This window comes from Pseudomonas sp. NFIX10 (genome assembly GCF_900111955.1).
Classification (GTDB): domain Bacteria; phylum Pseudomonadota; class Gammaproteobacteria; order Pseudomonadales; family Pseudomonadaceae; genus Aquipseudomonas; species Aquipseudomonas fluorescens_AA.
The window spans coordinates 167,067-188,404 of the sequence record NZ_FOKH01000006.1 but is presented as its reverse complement, the minus strand read 5'-3'; the positions used below and the strand labels follow the sequence as shown (position 1 = coordinate 188,404).

At 59.7% G+C, this 21,338-nt stretch carries 18 protein-coding genes and 1 pseudogene; 11 read left to right on the top strand and 8 right to left on the bottom strand.

Annotated elements, in window-relative coordinates:
• Nucleotides 1-526: 526 nt before the first annotated feature.
• Both BM321_RS08005 and BM321_RS08000 read right to left on the bottom strand, forming a co-directional pair.
• Nucleotides 527-1,219 (bottom strand): response regulator, encoded by a 693-nt coding sequence (locus tag BM321_RS08005; protein WP_092144399.1) that lies wholly within the window; start codon nt 1,217-1,219, stop codon nt 527-529.
• Nucleotides 1,194-4,586, bottom strand: a complete 3,393-nt coding sequence (locus tag BM321_RS08000) for an ATP-binding protein (protein ID WP_092442132.1) — start codon at nt 4,584-4,586, stop codon at nt 1,194-1,196. Before BM321_RS08000 ends, BM321_RS08005 begins: the two co-directional genes overlap by 26 nt.
• Nucleotides 4,587-4,906: 320 nt before the next feature.
• Here BM321_RS08000 and urtA point away from each other — a divergent pair, with 320 nt between their 5' ends.
• The 9 genes from urtA to BM321_RS07955 all read left to right on the top strand — a co-directional run bounded on the left by urtA (nt 4,907) and on the right by BM321_RS07955 (nt 13,668).
• Nucleotides 4,907-6,151 carry an urea ABC transporter substrate-binding protein gene (gene urtA / locus BM321_RS07995; protein WP_058542510.1) on the top strand — a complete coding sequence of 415 codons (1,245 nt, stop codon included), beginning with the start codon at nt 4,907-4,909 and terminating at the stop codon, nt 6,149-6,151.
• A 110-nt stretch (nt 6,152-6,261) separates the two neighbouring features.
• Nucleotides 6,262-7,179: an urea ABC transporter permease subunit UrtB gene (gene urtB, locus BM321_RS07990; RefSeq protein WP_063320401.1), complete on the top strand. Its 918-nt coding sequence runs from the start codon at nt 6,262-6,264 to the stop codon at nt 7,177-7,179.
• A 10-nt stretch (nt 7,180-7,189) separates the two neighbouring features.
• The gene (urtC, locus tag BM321_RS07985) at nt 7,190-8,362 is read left to right on the top strand and encodes an urea ABC transporter permease subunit UrtC (RefSeq protein WP_092442131.1); all 1,173 of its coding nucleotides are present in this window, start codon (nt 7,190-7,192) and stop codon (nt 8,360-8,362) included.
• A complete protein-coding gene (gene urtD, locus BM321_RS07980) occupies nt 8,359-9,117 on the top strand; it encodes an urea ABC transporter ATP-binding protein UrtD (RefSeq protein WP_092442130.1) in 759 nt (252 codons plus the stop codon). The genes urtC and urtD overlap by 4 nt, the downstream gene beginning before the upstream one ends.
• 10 nt (nt 9,118-9,127) lie before the next feature.
• Nucleotides 9,128-9,817 (top strand): urea ABC transporter ATP-binding subunit UrtE, encoded by a 690-nt coding sequence (gene urtE / locus BM321_RS07975; protein WP_063320404.1) that lies wholly within the window; start codon nt 9,128-9,130, stop codon nt 9,815-9,817.
• 132 nt (nt 9,818-9,949) lie between these two features.
• Nucleotides 9,950-11,179, top strand: coding sequence for a formamidase (fmdA, locus tag BM321_RS07970; protein ID WP_092442129.1), 1,230 nt, complete (start codon nt 9,950-9,952; stop codon nt 11,177-11,179).
• A 36-nt stretch (nt 11,180-11,215) separates the two neighbouring features.
• Nucleotides 11,216-11,563 (top strand): FmdB family zinc ribbon protein, encoded by a 348-nt coding sequence (locus tag BM321_RS07965; protein ID WP_092327466.1) that lies wholly within the window; start codon nt 11,216-11,218, stop codon nt 11,561-11,563.
• Nucleotides 11,564-11,577: 14 nt separating this feature from the next.
• Complete coding sequence (locus BM321_RS07960) at nt 11,578-12,621, top strand: aliphatic amidase (RefSeq protein WP_092442128.1); 1,044 nt, start codon at nt 11,578-11,580, stop codon at nt 12,619-12,621.
• 3 nt (nt 12,622-12,624) lie between these two features.
• Complete coding sequence (locus tag BM321_RS07955; RefSeq protein ID WP_092442127.1) at nt 12,625-13,668, top strand: AAA family ATPase; 1,044 nt, start codon at nt 12,625-12,627, stop codon at nt 13,666-13,668.
• Between the two features lie 108 nt (nt 13,669-13,776).
• Here BM321_RS07955 and BM321_RS07950 read toward each other — a convergent pair.
• Both BM321_RS07950 and BM321_RS07945 read right to left on the bottom strand, forming a co-directional pair.
• Nucleotides 13,777-14,100 (bottom strand): annotated as a pseudogene (locus tag BM321_RS07950) (lactate dehydrogenase); the annotation flags it as partial.
• A gap of 146 nt (nt 14,101-14,246) precedes the next feature.
• Nucleotides 14,247-14,576, bottom strand: a complete 330-nt coding sequence (locus BM321_RS07945; protein WP_092442126.1) for a hypothetical protein — start codon at nt 14,574-14,576, stop codon at nt 14,247-14,249.
• A gap of 209 nt (nt 14,577-14,785) precedes the next feature.
• Between BM321_RS07945 and BM321_RS07940 the strand changes: the two genes are divergently transcribed.
• Nucleotides 14,786-15,025 (top strand): YceK/YidQ family lipoprotein, encoded by a 240-nt coding sequence (locus tag BM321_RS07940; RefSeq protein ID WP_092442125.1) that lies wholly within the window; start codon nt 14,786-14,788, stop codon nt 15,023-15,025.
• Nucleotides 15,026-15,143: 118 nt separating this feature from the next.
• Entirely contained in the window at nt 15,144-16,184 is a 1,041-nt protein-coding gene (locus BM321_RS07935) for a zinc-dependent alcohol dehydrogenase family protein (protein WP_092442124.1), read from the top strand.
• On the opposite strand, the gene BM321_RS07930 is transcribed toward BM321_RS07935, so the two are convergent.
• The 4 genes from BM321_RS07930 to BM321_RS07915 all read right to left on the bottom strand — a co-directional run bounded on the left by BM321_RS07930 (nt 16,181) and on the right by BM321_RS07915 (nt 21,285).
• Nucleotides 16,181-18,202, bottom strand: a complete 2,022-nt coding sequence (locus BM321_RS07930) for a DKNYY domain-containing protein (RefSeq protein ID WP_092442123.1) — start codon at nt 18,200-18,202, stop codon at nt 16,181-16,183. The two genes, BM321_RS07935 and BM321_RS07930, sit on opposite strands and share 4 nt — an antisense overlap.
• Before the next feature lie 229 nt (nt 18,203-18,431).
• Nucleotides 18,432-18,695: a hypothetical protein gene (locus tag BM321_RS07925; protein WP_072339727.1), complete on the bottom strand. Its 264-nt coding sequence runs from the start codon at nt 18,693-18,695 to the stop codon at nt 18,432-18,434.
• A gap of 187 nt (nt 18,696-18,882) precedes the next feature.
• Entirely contained in the window at nt 18,883-20,019 is a 1,137-nt protein-coding gene (locus BM321_RS07920) for an FAD-binding oxidoreductase (RefSeq protein ID WP_092442175.1), read from the bottom strand.
• A gap of 9 nt (nt 20,020-20,028) precedes the next feature.
• Complete coding sequence (locus BM321_RS07915) at nt 20,029-21,285, bottom strand: aromatic ring-hydroxylating oxygenase subunit alpha (RefSeq protein ID WP_092442122.1); 1,257 nt, start codon at nt 21,283-21,285, stop codon at nt 20,029-20,031.
• Nucleotides 21,286-21,338: the final 53 nt, after the last annotated feature.

Sequence of the window (21,338 nt, the reverse complement as noted above, 5' to 3'; positions counted from 1 at the left end):
TTTGCAGCCATGGGCTGCGGCGATAAGCCAGGTCTGCTGGCGTTGTCTGCCGAAGATATCGAGTGGATCGCCCCCGTGCGGCGCAGGTCATGCGGTCAGCGACTCGAGTTCTTTGATGGTGATTTTGGCCATAAGATGAGTTACCCCTACTTTTCCCCCCACAAAAACATCGGCTCTTGATGGACGTTACTGGACTCTCGTAGAGCAGAACACCGCTGGAGCTCAAGTAAATACTCGTTTGGAAAAATCCAGAGTGAAATTTTCGAAGCTTTCAAGAAGTATGCAAAAGGAGATGGGGTGCTAGGGGGCGAGTGTTCGAATCACTCCGTCCCGACCATATTATTCAATGACTTAGCCCAATCTGAAAGGTTGGGCTTTTTCATGCCTAAAAAATACCCCCGCATTGCCTGGGTGGCAGGGCTGAAAATCCAGAGCCGTTTCCAACGTTCCTGCTTCATCCACCAGGTTCTGTCATGGACGAAAACGGCCCCAGTGCTCATCCAACAATACGTCCGGTTATCGTGGCTTACCTTGAAGCACTGTTGCGAGAATCGGTCATGGCCGACAAGGCCACGGAGGTCGCTGCTGTGCGTGTTTCTACACCTAACTTCACATACACATGTTCCAGATGTTTGTTCACGGTGCGTGGGCTCAGATCAAGAATGGTGCCGATGTCGCGGTTGGTCTTGCCGCAGGCCACCCAGCGCAGAACCTCGACTTCCCGACCGGTGAGCTGAAAGCGTGCCGACAGCACCCTGTGCGCCGGCTCGTCGTCCAGGCTCGGCGGGGCTGGCTGTGACGCCGCTCGGGCCGACAGCAGGATGCGCGAGGTGCGCAGGTGCGCGGCGACCCGGGCCAGCACTTCGTCGGTCTGGATCGGCTTGGTCACGTAGTCGCTGCCACCCACTTCAAAGCCCTGGACCACATGCCTGCTTTCCGTCAGCGCGGTCATGAACAGCACCGGAATATCGGCGTTGGCCGGTTGCTCCTTGATCCGCCGGCAGGTCTCGAAGCCGTCCAGGCCCGGCATCATCGCATCCAGCAGGATCAGGTCTGGACGCCGGCGTTCGATGCGGTTCAGGGCGCTGAGCCCGTCGAGGGCCACCAGCACCATGTAGCCGGCATCGTTGAGGGCGTCGGAGAGCATGGCGAGGTTGTCCGGGGTGTCGTCCACAATCAACACGACACCGGGTTCAGCGACTGTGGTCAGTGCATTCATCTTCTGCCTCCTTGAGGGCGCGGTTGATTTCGTCCAGGCGAAAATTTTTCAGCAGCTTGCGTAGCGAACTGATGAAAGGGGCGGTGGCTGGCGTCTCGGCCTGGATGGCGTCGAGTTTTTCGTGCAGACCGCGTACGTAGCCGATGGCGCTGAGTTCGCCGAGGGCGATGAGGTCAGGTTGTGAGGGCAATATCCCCGGTTCGGGGAATGTCGCAGGGGCTGGTTTTTCGCGGCGCAGCCAGTGCAGGTCGAGCTGTTTCTGGATCCGCTCAAGCAGCTCCGGGGTGTGTACCGGCTTGGCAAGGTAGTCGTTGCAGACACTGGCCAGGCTGCGCTCGCGCTCGTCGTTAAAGGCATTGGCCGATATCACGATGATCGGTGCCGTGGACAACGCATTGCGGCGGATCAGCCGGCTGGTTTCCCAGCCATCCATCGTCGGCATCGACAGGTCCATGAGAATCAGGTCCGGCCCCAGCAGGGCGACCTGGCGAATCGCTTCCTGGCCGTTGCTGGCCTGGACCACTTCAAAGCCCAGGGGCGTAAGCATGCCGCTGAGGACCTTGCGATGGTCCACATGGTCGTCCACTACCAGCACCAGACGTCGCGGCCCCTGGTAGCCGATGATGTCGTGTTCGACATGGATCACCGCTTGCGGCACCCGTACTTGCGAGAGAAACAGGCGCACCTGGAAACAGGTGCCCTTGTCCTGCTGACTCTTGACCTGCAACTCGCCGCCCATCAGCGAGGTGAGCATGCGGGTAATGGTCAGGCCCAGGCCAACGCCCTTGTCCTGGCGCATCAGATCACCGCGTTCGAAAGGCTGGAAGATTCGCTCGATGTGCTCGGGGTCGATGCCGATACCCGTGTCGATGATGTCGAAGGTTGCCGTCTCGCGCATGTAACTGACCCGCAGGCAGACCTCGCCGCTGTCGGTGAAGTTGACCGCATTGCCCAACAGGTTGATGAGGATCTGCCGGACGCGCTTTTCGTCACCTCGCACCACCGCCGGCATCTTGCCGATCAGCTCCAGTCTAAAGCGCAACCCTTTGTCCCGTGCTTGTGGGGTGAACATCAGCTCCAGATCGTGGATCAGTTCCGGGAAGGGGATTTCCGTCGGCTCCAGGCGCAATTTGCCAGCCTCGATCTTGGCCACATCGAGCAGGCCGTCGATCAGCGACAGCAGGTGCGAGCCGCTGCGCAGGATGGTCGCCAGGGCATCCTGATGCTGCTCCGGCATGGCCGCGTCGCGCTGCAGGATCTGGGTAAAACCGAGGATGCTGTTCAACGGCGTACGCAGTTCGTGGGACAGTCCGGTGACGTAGCGACTCTTGGCCGCGTTGGCCGCCTCGGAAGCCTCCTTGGCATCTTGCAGGGCCTGGTCGGTCAAGCGGTGGGCTTCGATTTCCTGCATCAGCAGCAGGGTCTGGCGGTCCGATTCTTCCTGGGCCACGCGGCGGCTTTCCCGCGTCAGAACGACCCACCAGGCGAGGATGGCCGCCAGTACCGAGAGCGTCAGGAAGGCCTGGAAAAATGCCTGGTACAGCGTCGCCTGGGCTTGCGGCGAGTGGGGCAGTCCCTGGGAGGCCTGGCCATAGATCAGCGCCAGAGCGCCGCTGAGCATCAGGATCAGCGCGAGCAGCAGGCCCAGGTAATGCACTAGCCGGGTGTGCAGGCGTGGCACCGTTGCATTGGGCAGCAACCAATGCAACAGCGCTTCGAACTGCGCCGACAGACGCCCGTGAGGTTTGCAGCGATCTCCGCAACGCGCGTCCAGCGAACAGCAAAGTGAGCAGATGGGCGTGCTGTAGGCCGGACAGAAAGCCATGTCGGCGGTTTCGAACGGGTTGCTGCACAGGCCGCAGGTGATCAGCGTGCTCGGTGCCACCGGTTGCAGCAGTAGCGGATCGCGGGTGCGGGCAATGTAATAGCGGCTGCGTGTGGCCCAGGCCAGCAGCGGGGTCATGACCAGCGAGGTGCCGAGGGCGACGAAGGGCGGGGCGGCCTGGGCCAGCGCACCAAACAGACCGAAGTGGGCGAGGACCGACAGCAGCGAGGCAATCAGCATGGAGCCGACGCCCACCGGGTTGATGTCGTAGAGGTGAGCGCGCTTGAACTCGATGTATTTCGGTGACAACCCCAAGGGTTTGTTGATCACCAGGTCGGCGACCACCGAGCCGATCCAGGCGATGGCGATGTTGGCGTAGAGACCGAGCACCTGGTCGATGACGTCGAATACCCCCAGCTCCATCAGCATCAGGGCAATCGCCACATTGAACACCAGCCAAACTACGCGGCCGGGGTGACTGTGGGTGACCCGGGCGAAAAAGTTCGACCAGGCCAGGGAGCCGGCGTAGGCGTTGGTCAGGTTGATCTTCATCTGCGAGACGAAGACGAACAGCACCATGGCCGCCAGGGCCCATTCCGGCGAGGCGAACACATAACCGAAGGCCACCAGGTACATCTGGGTCGGCTCCGTAGCGCGCTCGATGGGGATCTCGTGTTGCAGGGCGAGAAACGCCAGGAAGGCGCCAGCGAACATTTTCAGGGCGCCGGGCAGGATCCAGCCGGGGCCGGCGCAGATCAGGGCGGCCCACCAGCGCTTGCGGTTGGACGCGGTTTTTTCCGGCAGGAAGCGCAGGTAGTCGACCTGTTCGCCGATCTGCGTCACCAGGGACAGGGCCACGGTACAGGCAGCGCAAAACGCCAGCAGATTGAAGTCGCCGCTGGCATCACGGCCCTGGAAACTGGTCCAGTCGCTGAAGGCCTCGGGGTTTTTCAGCAGCACAAACAGATAGGGCAGCACCAGCAGCACCAGCCACAACGGCTGGGTCCAGAGTTGCAGGCGGCTGATCAGGGTCACCCCATAGGCCACCAGGGGGATCACCAGCACAGAGCAGATCACATAAGCAAAGGCCAATGGGATATGGAAGTACAGCTCCAAGGCCAGGGCCATGATCGCTGCTTCCAGGGCGAAGAACAGAAAGGTGAAGCTGGCGTAGATCAGTGAGGTGATGGTCGAGCCGATGTAGCCGAAGCCGGCACCGCGGGTCAACAGGTCCATATCGACGCCGTAGCGGGCGGCGTAGTAGCTGACGGGCAGGCCGGTGAGGAAGATGATCAGGCTCACGGCGAGGATCGCCCAGAAGGTGTTGGTGAAGCCGTAGCTCAGGGCCAGCACCCCGCCAATCGCCTCCAGGGCCAGGAACGACACCGCGCCCAGGGCGGTGTTGGCGATGCGCAGCTCCGACCATCTGCGAAAGGACTTTGGTGTGTAACGCAGGGCGTAGTCTTCCATGGTTTCGTCGGCGACCCAGCTGTTGTAGTCGCGACGGATCTTGGCGATGCGCTGGGTGCCAGGTGGAAGCACGGCGAAAGACTCCTGGGGTCAAGGCGCTCCGTGCCTGGCGGGTGTGCCCGTGGCGGATAACCGAGCAATTTTCATGCCCCGCGCCGCGCCGTCGTGCCGCGCCAACTGTTGGCTGCGCGCGTGTCCGCGCAGTTCCGTTCAGGCGGTGCCTGGAGCGATAGCCTGCGCCGCCTTGGTGCATTTTTCCCTACGTCAAATGACGTATGCGCTTACGTCAGGCTGCGTATACCCGTCGCCGATCCGCGCCGCCATGCTGATGCCACCACCGTTGCCGGCCGTCCCAAGGCGAGCTGTCAGCGTCACCGCAGAGGAGTAGCAGCATGGAACCACGATTGATCCGGACCAAAGGCCTGTTGCCGCGCCGCCTGGCGCTGGGGGCGGCGGCCCTGTCGCTATTGGCTGCCAGTGTGTTCAGCCAGGGTGTATGGGCCGACGAGGCCAATAGCACCGGCCTGGCGGTGACCGCCACTGAAGTCACGGTCGGCCAGTTGCACTCGGCCACCGGCACCATGGCGATTTCCGAGACCGGTTCGATCCAGGCCGAACGCCTGGCCATTGAGCAGATCAACGCTTCAGGCGGCATCCTCGGTCGGCAGATCAAGGTGATCCAAGAAGACGGCGCCTCCGACTGGCCGACCTTCGCCGAGAAGGCCAAGAAGCTTCTGGTCAACGACAAGGTGGCCACGGTGTTCGGCTGCTGGACCTCGGCGTCGCGCAAGGCTGTGCTGCCGATCTTCGAGAAAGAAAACGGCCTGCTCTACTACCCGACTTTCTACGAAGGGCTGGAGCAGTCGAAGAACGTGATCTACACCGGCCAGGAAGCCACCCAGCAAATCCTCGCCAGCCTCGACTGGATCGCCAAGACCAAAGGCGCCAAAACCTTCTACCTGGTGGGATCGGACTATATCTGGCCACGCACCTCGATGAAGATTGCCCGCAAGCACATTGAAAACGTGCTGCACGGCACCGTGGTCGGCGAAGACTATTACCCGCTCGGCAACACCCAGTTCGGTTCGCTGATCAACAAAGTCAAGTTGAAGAAGCCCGACGTGGTGTTCGCGGCAGTGGTGGGTGGCTCCAACGTGGCCTTCTACAAACAACTCAATGCGGCGGGTGTCAATTCGGCCAAGCAGACCTTGCTCACTCTCTCGGTCACCGAAGATGAGTTGCTGGGCATCGGCGGCGAGAACATGGCCGGTTTCTATGCCTCGATGAAGTACTTCCAGAGCCTGGACAACCCCAACAACAAAGCCTTCGTCGACGCTTTCAAGGCCAAGTACGGCAAGGATTCGGTGATCGGCGACGTGACCCAGGCCGCGTACCTGGGCCCATGGTTGTGGAAGGCTGCGGTGGAAAAAGCCGGCAGCTTCGATGTCGACAAAGTGGTTGCAGCCTCGCCGGGCATCGAGTTGAAAACCGCGCCTGAAGGCTACGTCAAAGTGCATGAAAACCATCACCTGTGGAGCAAGACCCGCATCGGTGAAGTGCAGCCCGATGGCCAGTTCAAAGTGGTGTACGAGTCCGATCTGATCGAGCCGAATCCGTTCCCTAAAGGCTATCAGTAAGGTCTGGGCCATCGCGGCAGGCCGACTCCAACACTCTGTAGGAGCTGGCTTGCCGGCGATGGAGCTCCAACGTTTTTCCACATCCTTCCTCCAAGCAGGAGTCCATCATCATGGAATGGCTATCGGAATTTGGTGCCATCGCGGCGATGCAGGGGTTCAACGGCTTGTCCGTGTTCTGTGTGCTGCTGTTGATGGCATTGGGGCTGGCGATCATTTTCGGCCAGATGGGGGTCATCAACATGGCCCACGGCGAGTTCCTCACGATCGGCGCCTACACCACCTATGTCTGTTCGAGCCTGACCAGTCATTTCGCCCCGTGGTTTCAACCCTATTATTTTTTCATCGCCATCGCCTTGTCGTTTCTGGTGGCCGGGGCCATCGGCTGGCTGGTGGAGTGGGCGATGATCAGTCGGCTCTACAAGCGTCCGTTGGACACATTGCTGGCGACCTGGGGGCTGTCCCTAGTGATGCAGCAGACCTTCCGTTCGGTGTTCGGCGCCCGTGAAGTCAGCGCCACGCCGCCGGAGTGGCTGATGGGCTCGTTCAACTTCACCGAGTCCATCGAGATCCCGCGCAACGGCCTGTTCATGATGGCCCTGACTCTGCTGCTCACCGCGGCCATTTTTCTCTTGCTCTACCGCTCACGCTGGGGCCTGCAAGTGCGGGCCACGGTGCAAAACCGGCTGATGAGCCGTGCCGTGGGCATCAATACGCGCAAGGTCGACCGCATGACCTTTGCCCTCGGTTGTGGTGTCGCGGGGGTGGCCGGCGCGGCCTTTACCACCATTGGCTCCACCGGGCCCACCGCGGGCTCGCAGTACATAGTCGACACCTTCCTGGTGGTGGTCTTCGGCGGCGCACAAAGCCTGTTCGGCACTATTGCGTCGGCGTTCGTCATTGCCCAGACCCAATCGATCTCGGAGTTCTTCCTCAGTGGTTCGATGGCCAAGGTGCTGACCCTGTCCGGGGTGATTCTGATCCTGATGTTGCGCCCTCAAGGGTTGTTCTCCATCAAAGTGCGCAAGTAGAGGCGAGCCAATGAAGCTTTTAGACAAGATGCTGGCGGGCAAGCAGAACCTGTTGGGCTTGGCCCTGTTGGCGCTGCTGATTCTCGTGGTTTTCCCGCTGACCCTGGATGCCTTTCGCCTGAACATGGTGGGCAAGTACCTGACCTATGCCTTCGTCGCTGTCGGCCTGGTGCTGTGTTGGGGCTATGGCGGCATTCTCAGCCTCGGGCAAGGGGTGTTCTTCGGCGTCGGCGGCTACTGCATGGCGATGTTTCTCAAGCTCGAAGCCTCCGACCCGCAGAGCACCAAAATCCAGTCGACGCCGGGCATTCCGGATTTCATGGACTGGAACCAGATCACCGAACTGCCGTGGCTCTGGGTACCGTTCCACAGTTTCAGCTTCACCCTGTTGGCGGTGATCCTGGTGCCGGTAGTGCTGGCCTTCATCATTGGCATGGCGCTGTTCAAGCGGCGGGTGGGGGATGTTTATTTCTCTATCGTCAGCCAGGCCATCGCGCTGATTCTCACGGTGCTGATCGTCGGCCAGCAGGGCCTGACCGGCGGAGTCAACGGCATCACCGATCTCAAGACGCTGCTCGGCTGGGACCTGCGCAGTGACAGCGCCAAGCTGCTGCTGTACTTCATCAACGCGGCCTTGTTGTTCGGCTGCATTTTCATCGGCCGTTTCGTCCTTGCGTCGAAGCTCGGGCGGCTGCTGATGGCGATGCGCGATAAAGAGGAGCGGGTGCGCTTCTCCGGTTATGACGTGGCCAGTTTCAAGATTTTCGTGTTCTGCATCGCCGCTGCCTTCTCGGCCATAGGCGGCGCCATGTTCGCCTTGCAGGTGGGCTTCATGTCGCCTTCGTTCGTCGGCATCGTGCCATCCATCGAGATGGTGATCTTTGCCGCTGTCGGCGGGCGCATGTCGCTGCTCGGCGCGGTGTATGGGGCCTTGCTGGTGAACTACGGCAAGACCTATTTCTCCGAGTCCTTCCCCGAATTGTGGCTGTACCTGATGGGCGGGCTGTTCATTGCCGTGGTCATGTACTTCCCCAATGGTTTGGCCGGACTCTGGGACAGCCATGGCCGCCAGACCCTTGGCCGTTTATTGCGGCGTACCCCGCAGCAAGCTGCCGTTGCCGCGCCCCTGCCGGAGACGCCGACCCCTGCTTCTGAACGCCCTTCGCTGGAGACGCAGCCATGACCGCCGTAGGTTTTCAGATGAACAAGCCGGTGCTGGTTATCGAGGGGCTGACGGTGTCCTTCGACGGTTTCAAGGCCGTGGACAACCTCAACCTGTACATAGACCGCAATGAAGTGCGGGTGGTGATCGGGCCCAACGGCGCAGGCAAGACCACGGTGCTCGACCTGATCTGCGGCAAGACCCGCGCCACCAGCGGCAGCATCCAGTTCGATGGAAAGGAACTGACCAAGATGCGCGAGTACAACATCGTCCGTGCCGGTGTCGGGCGCAAATTCCAGAACCCGTCGATCTACGAAAACCTCACGGTGTTCGAGAACCTGGAGATGTCCTACCCGGCCGGGCGCAAGGTGTTTGGCGCGTTGTTCTTCAAGCGCAGTGCCGCAGTGATTGCCCGGGTTGAAGAGGTGGCGCGGGAGATCTTTCTCGGCGAGCTGTTGCAGCAACAGGCCGACCTGCTGTCCCACGGCCAGAAGCAGTGGCTGGAGATCGGCATGCTGCTGATGCAGAACCCTGACCTGTTGATGCTCGATGAACCGGTCGCAGGGATGAGCGTCAACGAGCGCGTACAGACTGCGGAACTGCTCAAGCGCATCAGCCAGGGCCGCTCGGTGCTGGTGATCGAACACGACATGGAGTTCGTCAAGAGCATCGCCCATAAGGTCACGGTGCTGCATCAGGGCAGGGTTCTGGCCGAGGGCAGCATGGAGTCGCTGCAGAACAACCCGAAAGTCATCGAAGTCTATTTAGGCCATTGAGGAAGCAGGCATGTTCAACGTAGACAAGCTGTCCTGTGGTTACGGCCAGAGTCAGATCCTTCACGACCTCGACCTGGCCGTGGCCAAACGCGAAATCGTCGCCGTGATGGGACGCAACGGCATGGGCAAGACCACGCTGTTCAAGAGCTTGATGGGCATCCTTCCGCAGTGGCGGGGGCAGGTCAGCGTCGATGGTCAGGAAGTCTCGAATCTGGAAACCCACGAGCGGGTGGAGCACGGCATCGCCTATGTGCCTCAGGGGCGGATGATTTTCCCTAGCATGACGGTGTTGGAAAACATACAGACCGGCCTGCCGGCATCGGCCCGGGGCCAGGTGCCCGAAGATCTCTATGCGTTGTTTCCGGTGCTCCACGACATGCGCTCGCGCAAGGGTGGCAACCTTTCGGGCGGGCAGCAGCAACAACTGGCGATTGCCCGGGCACTGGCGACCAATCCCAAGGTGTTGTTGCTCGATGAACCCACCGAGGGCATCCAGCCGTCGATCATCAAGGACATCGCCCGCACTTTGAAAGAGATCCGCCACCTGCGCGACCTGACCATTGTGGTCTCCGAGCAGGTGCTGTCATTCACCCTGGAAATCGCCGACCGCTTCCTGGTGATCGAGAAGGGGCGCTTCGTGATTGAGGAGACCCGGGACAAGGTCGACGAATCCACCATCAGTCGCTACCTCTGCGTGTAGGCGCGATCGGCCCCCTTGTAGCAGCTGGCAAGCCAGCTCAAAGGGGTACGTCATCCAACGTATTGGCCGATTCGTGCCGCCATTCGAGACTGGTTCCAACGCGGTACATCCCTAATGTTCAGGAGCTTCGCCATGACCGATACCTTGATCAAAGTCGACCTCAACCAGCCCGCCACCGAGAACGAACAGATCCACAACCGCTGGCATCCGGACATTCCCATGGCCTGCTGGGTCACGCCGGGGGATGACTTTATTCTTGAGACTTACGACTGGACCGCTGGCGCGATCAAGAACAACGACGACGCCTCGGATGTGCGTGACGTCGACCTGTCCACCGTGCACTACCTGTCCGGTCCAGTGGGCGTGCACGGCGCCGAGCCGGGGGATCTGCTGGTGGTCGACCTGCTGGACATCGGCGCCAAGACCGAATCGATGTGGGGCTTCAACGGCTTCTTCTCGCGGCAGAACGGTGGCGGATTCCTCACGGATCACTTTCCCAGCGCACAGAAAGCCATCTGGGATTTCAAAGGCATGTTTACCAGCTCGCGGCACATTCCCGGGGTCAACTTTGCCGGCCTGATCCACCCCGGATTGATCGGTTGCCTGCCCGACCCGGTAATGCTCGGCGACTGGAACCGCCGTGAGCAGGAACTGATCGACACCCACCCGACCCGCGTGCCGCCCCTGGCCAACGCGCCGCTGGCTGCCACCGCACACATGGGCAAGCTCAAGGGCCAGGCCCGGGATGATGCCGCGGCAACGGGCGCGCGCACCGTGCCACCGCGCGAACATGGTGGTAACTGCGATATCAAGGACTTGTCCCGGGGCTCGAAGATTTTCTTCCCGGTCTACGTCAAAGGTGCCGGGTTGTCGGTGGGGGACCTGCACTTCAGTCAGGGCGACGGCGAGATCACCTTTTGCGGTGCTATCGAGATGGCCGGCTGGGTTCATATGAAAGTCGAGCTGATCAAGGGCGGCATGGCCAAGTATGGGATCAAGAACCCGGTGTTCAAACCCAGCCCGATCATCCCGACCTACCAGAACTACCTGATCTTTGAAGGTATCTCGGTGGATGAAGCCGGCAAACAGTACTACCTGGACGTGAATATCGCGTATCGCCAGGCCTGCCTGAATGCGATCAACTACTTGACCAAGTTTGGTTATTCCCCCGCCCAAGGCTATGCCCTGTTGGGTTCTGCGCCGGTGCAAGGGCATATCAGCGGCGTGGTCGATATCCCCAACGCCTGCGCGACCCTCTGGTTACCCACCGAAATCTTCGAGTTCGACATCAACCCCAACGCCAACGGTCCCATCAAACACCTCGACGGCAGTATCGATCTGCCGATCGCCCCGGACCTGTGAGACACGCCCGAGCTCGATCAATATCTGGAGAGCGTCATGCCGACCTATGAGTACGAATGTCAAACCTGTGGTTCTTTCACAATGTTGCGGCCCATGGCCCAACGGCACGAGTCGTGCCAGTGCCCGTCTTGCGCGGGCCCGGGAGGGCGGTTGCTGTTGTCTGCGCCGGCACTGACGACGTTGTCGAGCAGTCAACGCCAGGCCATGGCGACCAACGAGCGAAGTGCCCACGCGCCGCAGACGCTTGGCGAGTACCAGCAGAACCGTCGTCATCCCAGTGGGTGCAGTTGTTGCACACCGAGCAAACCGCTGGCCCCGACCAAAGAAAATCCACAGGGGCTCAAGCGTAAAACCGGCTCCAGACCTTGGATGATCAGTCATTAACAGAGGTTAATCTCATGCGTCATGGTGATATTTCCAGCAGCCCGGACACCGTGGGTGTCGCGGTCGTCAATTACAAAATGCCGCGGCTGCATACAAAAGCCGAGGTCATTGAAAACGCCCGCAAGATTGCCGACATCATCACGGGGATGAAAAGCGGTCTCCCCGGCATGGACCTGGTGGTGTTTCCTGAATACAGCACCATGGGCATCATGTACGACCACGATGAGATGATGGCGACTGCCGCCAGTATTCCAGGCGAAGAGACTGCGATCTTTTCCGCCGCGTGCCGTGCGGCTGACACGTGGGGGGTGTTTTCACTGACCGGTGAGCGGCATGAGGAACATCCCTACAAAGCCCCGTACAACACGTTGGTGTTGATCAATAACCAGGGAAAAATCGTCCAGAAGTACCGCAAGTGCATTCCCTGGTGCCCCATAGAAGGTTGGTATCCGGGTGATCGGACCTATGTCTGCGAGGGGCCCAAGGGCCTGCAAATCAGCTTGATCATTTGTGATGACGGCAACTACCCGGAGATCTGGCGCGACTGTGCAATGAAAGGGGCGGAGTTGATCGTCCGTTGCCAGGGCTATATGTACCCGGCCAAAGAGCAGCAGGTGATGATGTCCAAAAGCATGGCCTGGGCCAATAATTGCTATGTGGCAGTGGCCAATGCGGCCGGCTTCGATGGGGTCTATTCCTACTTTGGTCACTCGGCGATTATTGGCTTCGACGGTCGCACCCTGGGCGAATGCGGTGAAGAGGAAATGGGCATTCAGTACGCACAATTATCCGTTTCGCAAATCCGCGATGCGCGAGCGAACGACCAATCACAGAATCATTTGTTCAAGCTGCTGCATCGCGGTTACACCGGGGTCTATCACTCCGGGGACGGCGACAAGGGAGTGGCTGACTGCCCGTTCGACTTTTACCGCACCTGGGTACTGGACGCGCAGAAAGCCCAGGAAAACGTCGAAAAACTGACCCGTAGCACCGTCGGCGTGGCTCATTGCCCGGTGGGAGAGCTTCCCCACGACGGTAAAGAAAAACACGCAGGCTAAACCATGCCTTTCGTGAAAGATCGCATCGACCCAAACCACCCCCAGCCTAGCCTGACCAGCGCATCACCGGCAGCAGATGTGTTGACCTCACGCTTCGTCTTCAATCCCGCCCAAGTCATGGCGTTGTTGCGCAGTCGAATTGTCGGCCAAGAACACGCCATGAGCGCAGTCGAGGCGTTGCTAAACGTGGTTAAGGTCGATATTGGTGAACGTGAGAGACCGTTGACGGTGAACCTGTTCATGGGGCCGACCGGTGTCGGCAAGACCGAAATAGTACGTCTGCTGGCACTGGCCATACACGGTCGCGCCGATGCTTTTTGTCGCATCGACATGCACACCTTGGCCCAGGAGCATTACTCGGCGGCGCTCACCGGAGCGCCACCTGGTTATGTGGGGAGCAAAGAGGGCGTCAGTCTGTTCAATAGCGAATTGATTCAAGGCACCTACAGTCGCCCAGGCATCGTGCTGTTCGATGAGCTGGAAAAAGCCAGCAAGGAAGTGGTGCGCAGTTTGCTGGGCATTCTTGAGAACGGCCAACTGACCTTGGCGGGCGGTAGCCGAACACTGGATTTTCGCAATAGCCTGATCTTCATGACCAGCAACATTGGAGCCCGGCAAGCGACCACCTACAGGGAACGTTTTTCACGCGGTTGGCGGCGCTGGCTCGGCATCGCCCCACAAGGTGAGCAGGCTATGTTGGAGCTGGCGTTGCACGCGTGGTTCGAACCGGAGTTTTTAAACCGTATTGATCGCATCCTGGTTTTCCAACGCATCGAAACCCAATGGCTGGAAGCGTTGTTGCAGATCGAACTGAACAAACTCAACCAACGTCTCGGTCAGCATCGCCGTACGCTGGTCCTGGACGTTGCGGCAAGCGACTGGCTGTGCCAAAAGCATGACCCACGCTTCGGTGCTCGGGCCCTGACAAGGCAAGTGCGGGTTGAGCTGGAGCCTGCCATCGCTGAGTGTTTGCTGGCTTATCCGCAGGCAATGCAGATGGCTGCGACGGTCGAATCAAACAGGCTCAGGGTTGTTCCATTGTCGTAAGAGACGACACCGGATTGAGGTCCGCCGTGATACCCCCGCTTACCGGTGATCCTGACCAGCATTCAGTGTCTCGTTGCCGAGTTCAGCACCGAACTGTGGAGGGTGGCGAGCCAATACGCTGGAGTCGAACTGCGTCAGCTTGCTCAGGTCGAGCTTGGGCGGCTCGGCGGTCAGCCAGTCGACAGCCGCTTGAAAGGCGCTGCCCAGAACGCCAATCGCCTTGAGTTCGTCCTCGCTCAGCGGGCCGCCGTCCATCGTAGCCTGAACGCCAAGTCCATCGTCCTGGCTGGTCAGGCTGAAGGTGACCGTCTTGCCGCTGGCGGTCTTGATGCCGAGGCTGATCAGGTTGTCGACTTTATTGTGCAGCAGTGTCTGTTCGGATTTTATCTCGGCGGCGTTGTGAGCCCTGTCCGTGGTGGTATGGGTTACGCTCAATGTATTGGCAGGGATCGTGGAGGGATGTCACTCGGTGGAAGCTTGGACGTCGATAGCAGGATAGTGCAGCGCTCTGAATCAACGCCGACGGTCTGCCCGCCCGCCTACCATTTTCCAGAAAACCAGTATCGTGCGAGCTTCACCTAGGTTCTAAGGCCTACCTGACCTTTTACGCATAAATCCTCCAGTTCCTCGACTGACCTCAAAGGATCCTTCTTTGCGCTGGGTTTCAGGCCATCTTGATAGGTTGGGCCAAACTCAGGACTGGCCTCCGAAAGGAGTCGGATTGCTTTCGCGTAGTCGTCTTCGAGATCTTCGGGCAAGGTGCCGCACGCTGCTTTTGTATGCTGATAGACCTGCCCCCACATGAAACCCGATTTGTCGGGGGTGTTGAGGTCCGAATAGGAGTGGGCTGCTGCAGAGGTACAGTAAAAAGTCAGTGACATTGCAGCCATTAAAAGTTGTCTGTGCATCGTTTGTCGATTCCTTCCGTGGTTGTAAAAAAACGATTTATACATTGCGCATCTTCTTCAAGTCCACGTTTTGCGCGCCCGGCATGGAGCGTGGAGCGTAAGCGCACCAACTAGGCTGCGGGTGGCTACGTTGGTGACTTGGAAGGGGGGACTCGCTTTTCGCGAAAGCGTCTATGCAGCTCTTCGCAAAGAAGTAATAAGGACATTACGTGCTACAGAAAGTGATTCTGCTGATTCTGGTCGCCAGCTTAGGCGGCTGCATGGCCACCGCGATGCGGATGGATTACGACAAGCATCGGTGCCCCTATATTGGCCTGCGCTTTGACTGGTGGCTGGTGGGCACGTCCAAAGGAAAGCTGATCCCTTTCTTGCTTATCGACGCACCGTTCTCACTGGTGGTCGATACCGTATTCTTCCCCTTCGAATATCAGTACAGCTGCAACCTATAAGTGACGGGGATTCTTACGTGTCGGGGGATTTGTGGTTACTGTCGGCGTTGGTTCGCGGCAAGGTCGGTCCGCGAGCCAGGATTCAGACAGAGCGCTTTTCTAAAGTAGAGGGATTCTCATGAAAGCCGTAGTTTACGAAGCCTTTTCCCAACCCCCACGTTTGATGACAGTCGAAGACCCGACCCCCGAGCGTCACGGTGTGGTTGTTCAAGTCCTGGGTACGGGCGTATGCCGAAGCGACTGGCATGGCTGGAAAGGTCATGACCCTGACATTCAACTGCCCCATGTGCCCGGTCACGAATTGGCGGGAATCGTGGCGGAGGTGGGGCGGGATGTCACCCGATGGAAGGTGGGCGATCGTATCACCGTGCCTTTTGTCGGCGGCTGCGGCGCGTGTCCGGAATGCAATAGCGGCAACCAGCAGGTGTGCCACAGCCAGTTTCAGCCGGGTTTCACCCATTGGGGCTCTTTCGCCGAGTATGTGGGGATCCACAAGGCGGATTTGAACCTGGTTGCGTTGCCGGAAAACATGGACTTCGCCACGGCGGCGAGCCTTGGTTGTCGGTTCGTCACTTCGTTCCGTGCGGTTGTCGATCAAGGCAAGGTCACGGCGGGCCAGTGGGTGGCGGTTCATGGCTGTGGTGGCGTGGGGCTGTCCGCCGTGATGATCGCCCACGCTATCGGGGCGAACGTCATCGCCATCGATATCTGCGACGATAAGCTCAAGCTTGCCCAGTCGCTCGGTGCCGTCGCGACAATCAACGCAAGCCGGGTGGCGGATGTCACCGAGGCGGTACTCGAGATTACGAAGGGCGGCGCTCACGTTTCGCTGGATGCCCTAGGCCATCCTACGACCTGCTTCAACTCCATCAATAATCTGAGACGGCGTGGAAGGCATGTCCAGGTTGGTTTGATGCTGGCGGACCACAGCACGCCCTCGATCCCAATGAGTAAGGTCATTGCCTACGAGCTGGAGATCTGCGGCAGCCATGGCATGCAGGCTCACCGTTACGGCGCGATGATGGAGATGATCACGTCCGGCAAGCTGGCGCCTGAAAAACTGGTGGGTAAGACCATCAGCCTTGAGCAATCGATTGATGCACTCATGAGCATGGACCGGTTTGACACCGCAGGCGTTACGGTTGTGACGCAGTTCTAAACGCTTGCCGCTGGCTGGCCGAGGGACTCCCGATAATGCGCTTCGTCGACTTCGGTCAGGGTTGCATAACCGTCGTAGTGATAGAGGCGATGTTGGTCACGGGCGTAGCGGTCATTCAGGAACTCGAGGGTGGCCAGGTCGATCCGCTTGGCGCTCAACAGGCGTCGATGACAGAACAACTTGCGCGTGCCCAGTTGCAGGAAGTCGGGATGGGGCACGCGCACTTCATCAGGAACGAACGCCACGTCCAGCGGCTTACCTTCCGAGAAGATCAGCGTAGGGCTGACAGCATAGGTGCCGAGCATGCGGGTATCCGAGGGATGTAGCCGTTTTTTCGCCTCGCCGTAGTAATACACCGTGTCCTGGTCCTTGGCCCAGCCATGCCCGCAGGACTCGAAAGAGGCCGCTTGTGCCTTACGAATCGGTTCCGGAGGATGGTAAAAAATCCGGTGGCAGAACACGGTTTTGCCGTCTGTCAGGTAGGGCGAGCCAAGTGAGCGGAATTGCTCCGCGGGTTCTTGGGAAAACCGTTCGGGCACTTCCGTTTGCGCGTTATGGAACGGGATCAGATACAAGCCGTTGGCGTCGCCGCACAGATGCGTGTCCAGCAATTTGAAACTCGCAGCGTCCAGCCCGTTGATCACGCGTCCATGGAAATACACCTGGTCGCCTAGCTCAAAACCGAGACCGATGGCCTGTAGCGGCAGCGTTTCCGTGTGCGTTTGCGCGGCTTCAGGCCGTGCCTGCAAGCGGTGCCACCAATAACCTTCCAACTGCGGATGGGCTTCGAAGTAAGGCGCCCACGCCGCTTGCATGGCCGCATCGATGATGCCGCCAGAGCCCAGTGGGCCGTGCTTGTCACCTGCCAGCACGGGCGAGTAATCCTGTTCGCCCAGACAGAGCTGGGTCACGACGAAGCTCTCCACGTCGACATCGAGGCGTTTCTGGCGCCTGTAGACGTGTTGGTGATCACGGTAATAATCGAACCCCAAGTGACGAAAACTCGGGCCATGGGCATCGCGCAGGCGGGTCCCGGCTGCGTAGACGTACTGGTCGTCCACGGCAAAATACTCATCCTCGTATTCGCGGGCGCTGACCACGCGACCGCATTCATCGAACGCCGGCTGCCAGCACTGGAGCAGGTGGAAGTCGCCCACGTAGCGAATGGTTTTTCCGGTCAGGTAATAGGCGCGTTGCTTGTCCTTGGCGTAGCGTTCGTTAAGCACGGTGAAGGTCGCCAGGTCGGCATTGTCGATGCGGTAGAAGTATTCATAGGCAATGCTCGAGCCTTGCTGCGCTTGTACGATGATCGACTGCCCATCGGTGCCCCAGCGTTGGGCGAGCATCTGGAAGTCGTCCGGGTTGGCGACCGGCAGTGGCGTGCCGTCCTTCTGGTGCAGGGGCTTGAAGCCCCTATAGACTTGATCGTCGATCACTCGAAAGGAGGGGTGGTTGCAATACCGCACCCGCGCCGTGGCGCTGGCGATAAATCGTCCCTGCAAAAAGAGATGCACACCGTCGCAGAACAGGGCGGACGCTGAAGTGACCGAGGCTGGGGACGAGGCCAGCAGGGCCAGCCTGTCGGGTTGCGCCTCGTGGATTTGGGTGATCGCGTACTCGCCGAACCAATAGGCGCCGGTTGCGTCACGCCAGTACTGATGGCCGAGGCTTTCCAGGCCCTTGTCGAACCGAAACGGCAGGGGCTGAAGTGCGTGGTAGCCGTGGCGCTCCCGGTAGGCCGGAAGCAGGTAGTAATCACGCAGGGCGCCGCGCAAGATCCAAGGGTTGCGTCGATGCCGCCAAACCGGCTGACCGGCCAGCAAGGGCGAGGGCGGATAGTGCCCAGCGCTGGCACATTGTGCCAACTCGCTGGGTCGTGTGACTTGAGGGTTGAGCATGATGTACACATCAGGCACTTGCCCATCGCCCAGCAGCACACCGTCCATGAATGCGAAGCCTTGATGCCATTCAAGGTTCAGCGGTTCCCAGTCAGCCTTATCCGTCCCTGTGATTGTCATTTATTGCGATCTGCTCTCCAGGTAGGTGGAACACCAAGTCAAAGATCGCCGCTGCAACGCTCAAAAAATGAACTTGAACAGCGCAATCACCACGATCAGGCCAATCAGGAAAATGATACCTACGGTGCCGCCAAGGAATTTCAACATAAGAACGCTCTCAATCGGATGGGCTTAATCGTCTAGACCGCCACCGATAGCGCTCGTTTCGTCGAATATTCATTCGTGATGATCAATGGACCGCAAAGGACCTTGGCACTGGCACATGTTCGAATTTGGAAATGGTCTTGATCCAGTAGCGGCGGTAGTCCGTCTGGTCCGGTGCCAGCGGCTTGTGGCCGGACCATGGGTGTTTCTCCTTCAGGCTGGCGCGGTACGCTTCCCATTCTTTCTGCTCGGCCACTTCCCGGGCTTTGCTCCGGTCGTCGAACCAGCCCAGCACGTAGGCTTCGCCCTGGTCCGTGCCGTGCGCTATCAGCAAATAAATCTCTGTCATGAGTGACCTACCGTTCTATCCTGCACCCCAGTGGCGGGGTCTTATCCTGGGTATCGGCCGTTATTGGCCGTTTTTGAGATTGATCGCAGAAAAACGCTGAGCCCAGAGGTGCGCCTGACGAATTTTCGAAATAGTGATAAATGGCCCCCACGCTCACTGGTGCAAGCGGCTGACGCCTGAGGCAAGGCTAAAGATCAAGGACCAAGTCTGAGGTGGGTTTGCTGCAGCACAGCAAGCGCAGGCCTTTGTCGATTTCCCGTTGCCTGATGCCGCCATTGTGATGCATGTCCACCGTGCCCTGGAGCAGGGCCGTCTTGCAGGTGCCACAAATACCCTGGCTGCAGGAGGAGGGCACGATCGCGCCGGCTTTCTTGGCGACAGACAGCACGGTCTGATTGCCCGGCATGCTGAACGTCTTGCCTGACCGCGACAGGGTCACGGTGAAGACGTCCTGTTGATTGAGCGAAGCGGCCTGTTCGATCAACGGTTCTTCATTCAGTGCGGCGATGTCGAAGCTTTCCTGGTGGTAGTGGGCGAAATCGAAGGCCGCTTCCCTGAGCAGCGACTTGACCGCTTCCATGTAACCCTGGGGACCGCAGGTGAAGATTTCCCGTTCCTTGTAGTCCGGCACGTACTGGCTCAACAACGACAAGTCGAGCCGGCCTATCGGTTGCTGCCATTGAGCGGTGTCGCCGAGACCTTCGCAGACACTGATGACCCGCAACCTCGGCATGGTGGCCTGCATGCGCGTCAGTTCCCCGTGGAAGATGATGTCGGCGGGCGTGCGGGCGCTGTGGACGAACACGATGTCGAGGTTGCCGGCCATGTCGCAGGCGGCCCGGGTCATCGACATCAGGGGCGTTACGCCGGAACCGGCGGACAGGTACAACCACTTGGTCGCCGGATGGCCGACCGGTGTGAAGCTGCCCGCCGGGCCGCAGGCCTTCAGGTTGTCGCCGGGCTTGAGGTGGTCATGCAGCCAGTTCGACACCGTGCCCCCCGGCACGCGTTTGACGGTAATGGAAAACGCAAACGGCCGGGTCGGGGCGGACGACAGGGTGTAGCAGCGGGCAATAATCTGCCCGCCAATCACCGGCAAGATCGTGATGAATTGACCGGGCTCGAAGCTCAGGGCGCTGAAGTCCGCACAGCGGAAAATGAAGGTTTTGACGTCATGGGTTTCCTGGCGCACAGCGCAGCATTGCAGGGTTTTCTGTTCGCCGCTGTGCCATTGCGCGCCGAACGTGCCCCAGGTGGCCGGGTCGGTAAAACGCTGGACCACGCTGGTATGTCCAGGGCGCGTCGGGTTTTCGTAAGTCGTCATGATCATTGCTCACACGCCATGGGCGGCCAGACGCGCCGCGTACCAGCGGGAGAACTGGTCGACATAGGTTTCGGTGAAGGCCGAAAAGGGCCCGGGCGTATAGGCAGGATCCTGGGTGCCGCTGTGGGTGATGCCGACGAGGCTGGCGTCCTGCAGGTTGGTCGCGACCCAGACTTCGGTCAGCTTATCCACCTGGTAATCGACGCCTTCGACGGCATCGGCATGGACCAGCCATTTGGTGCGCACCAGGGTCTTATCGGGCGCCAGCGGGATGATGTAGGAGACCACGGCATGGTCGCTCATGATGTGGTTCCACGAGTTGTGCGTCCAAAAATGCACGTCGCCCAAGTCGCGGCGCGTGAGCTCGCCAAACGGCCGGGTGCACGCCACGCGGGTGTCCAGGGTCTGGGATTCGCCGTTGCCGGCAATGGCCAGTCGCTGCGAGCGGAACTGGGTCACGGCGTCTTCGCCCAGGTGTTCGACGGCATCGCAGATATAACCTTCGCGCTCCCAGTTGGCCTTGGTCTCGGCATTGCGGCGGTGATACTCCGCCAGCGCCTGGAGTGAATCCTCCCCGAGTCCGTCGGTGCAGAAACCGAAATCTTCGGGCAGGAAAGAGGCGGTCAATTCCGGGTGAGTGGCGGCGCAGTGATAACACTCGCGATTGTTCTCGATCACCAGTTTCCAATTGCCGTTCTCGATGATTTCCGATTCATGGGCGATCTTGGAATGGGCGAGGTCATATTGGGCGAAACGCGGTGTCATGACCTGGTCAAGGTACAGGATGTCTTCAGGCGGTTCGTCGCCCAGGCAGACGAAGACATGGGTGCCGACGACCCGAGTGTGCACCGGGATCAGGCTTTTACAGGTCGGGTCGAAGTCCTGGCCCATGTGTGCCGCGTGTTTCAGGCTACCGTCCAGATCGTAGGTCCACTGGTGATAGGGGCAGACCAGCATGCCCACCGTTGATTTGCCAGCCTGTTTCAAGCGCGCCCCACGGTGCCGGCAAACGTTGCGAAACGCCTGCACATGCTCATCATCGTCGCGTACCAGGAGAATGGAGGATTTGCCGATGTCGAGGGTGGAGACATCACCGGGTTCGGGGACGTCGCTGGTGACCCCCACCAGAATCCAATGCCGGGTGAAAAAGATATCGACGTCGGTTTCAAAAATGTCCTGGCGACCGAACAAACCGCCCGGCATACCATGGCCCGGCGTGCGGTCGGTCAGAAGTTCACGGTGGGTCTTCACGGTATTAATTGTCATGATGGGTCTCGCTCAAACGCAAAGTTGATCAGGCGGCGAGTCCAGTTTGGAAA

Bases quoted from the DNA above. Each gene is read 5' to 3' on its own strand.
- urtA (WP_058542510.1), top strand. From the start codon at position 4,907: ATGGAACCACGATTGATCCGGACCAAAGGCCTGTTGCCGCGCCGCCTG.
- BM321_RS07955 (WP_092442127.1), top strand. From the start codon at position 12,625: ATGCCTTTCGTGAAAGATCGCATCGACCCAAACCACCCCCAGCCTAGC.
- BM321_RS07930 (WP_092442123.1), bottom strand. From the start codon at position 18,202: ATGACAATCACAGGGACGGATAAGGCTGACTGGGAACCGCTGAACCTT.
- BM321_RS07915 (WP_092442122.1), bottom strand. From the start codon at position 21,285: ATGACAATTAATACCGTGAAGACCCACCGTGAACTTCTGACCGACCGC.
- urtD (WP_092442130.1), top strand. From the start codon at position 8,359: ATGACCGCCGTAGGTTTTCAGATGAACAAGCCGGTGCTGGTTATCGAG.
- BM321_RS07935 (WP_092442124.1), top strand. From the start codon at position 15,144: ATGAAAGCCGTAGTTTACGAAGCCTTTTCCCAACCCCCACGTTTGATG.
- urtB (WP_063320401.1), top strand. From the start codon at position 6,262: ATGGAATGGCTATCGGAATTTGGTGCCATCGCGGCGATGCAGGGGTTC.
- urtC (WP_092442131.1), top strand. From the start codon at position 7,190: ATGAAGCTTTTAGACAAGATGCTGGCGGGCAAGCAGAACCTGTTGGGC.
- BM321_RS07925 (WP_072339727.1), bottom strand. From the start codon at position 18,695: ATGACAGAGATTTATTTGCTGATAGCGCACGGCACGGACCAGGGCGAA.
- fmdA (WP_092442129.1), top strand. From the start codon at position 9,950: ATGACCGATACCTTGATCAAAGTCGACCTCAACCAGCCCGCCACCGAG.
- urtE (WP_063320404.1), top strand. From the start codon at position 9,128: ATGTTCAACGTAGACAAGCTGTCCTGTGGTTACGGCCAGAGTCAGATC.
- BM321_RS07945 (WP_092442126.1), bottom strand. From the start codon at position 14,576: ATGCACAGACAACTTTTAATGGCTGCAATGTCACTGACTTTTTACTGT.
- BM321_RS07960 (WP_092442128.1), top strand. From the start codon at position 11,578: ATGCGTCATGGTGATATTTCCAGCAGCCCGGACACCGTGGGTGTCGCG.
- BM321_RS07920 (WP_092442175.1), bottom strand. From the start codon at position 20,019: ATGACGACTTACGAAAACCCGACGCGCCCTGGACATACCAGCGTGGTC.
- BM321_RS08005 (WP_092144399.1), bottom strand. From the start codon at position 1,219: ATGAATGCACTGACCACAGTCGCTGAACCCGGTGTCGTGTTGATTGTG.
- BM321_RS07965 (WP_092327466.1), top strand. From the start codon at position 11,216: ATGCCGACCTATGAGTACGAATGTCAAACCTGTGGTTCTTTCACAATG.